Source organism: Vibrio sp. 378 (genome assembly GCF_033339435.1).
In genome coordinates, this window is record NZ_JAWOUO010000774.1 from 1 (window position 1) to 610 (window position 610).

Annotated in this window: 1 protein-coding gene and 1 pseudogene; one reads left to right on the forward strand and one right to left on the reverse strand. The window is 45.1% G+C overall.

Annotated features, from left to right (window positions below; translation table 11 throughout):
* The coding region (locus R7Q48_RS28780; RefSeq protein ID WP_318133754.1) for a response regulator transcription factor at positions 1 to 200 on the forward strand (200 nt) is incomplete at its 5' end.
* A gap of 10 nt (positions 201 to 210) precedes the next feature.
* On the opposite strand, the pseudogene R7Q48_RS28785 reads toward R7Q48_RS28780, so the two are convergent.
* Positions 211 to 610: pseudogene (locus R7Q48_RS28785) on the reverse strand (LysR family transcriptional regulator); the annotation flags it as partial.

The window sequence follows — 610 nt, forward strand, 5'->3', positions numbered from 1 at the left end:
CGCTATCAAACCGCGAAGCTATGGTGTTCCATTACTTAGCGCAAGGCTACTCAAATAAGAAGATTTCTGAGCAGCTTTCACTGAGCGCTAAAACGATCAGTACCTACAAAACACGTATCTTGAAGAAGTACCACGCAGACTCATTGATTGAGCTGCTGCATACTATCCCTCAGTCAGAAAACATTCAGTTTTGCCGCTAAGCACTGAGAATTAAGCACTCATGTATTTTGCAATGGCGCCAGTTAACAGCTGGTGCATTGCATCATGCCGGTGACTTTGTTTCATTTGCACCACAATCTTGGGCCAACCATTCGGGTAGTAAGATTCCGGTACTCGTATAAAGTTGTACCCTTCTATTGGCGCTTGATACTCAAGTAACACCGTTGCCGCACTCTTTTGCTTAATTAGCTTCAACACGCTGCTGACATTATCTAACGCTGCAATTCGGTTAATCACCATACCGTGACTCTCCATTGCGCGCTTGGCAAGCTGCTCTTTCTCTTTCCAGCCGATGATTTCTAACATGATGAATGGTAATTGTGCAGCTTCTTCAAGAGTTGTAATCCCCAACTCTTCCGGAACCACAACCACTGCGGGTGCATAACCAATG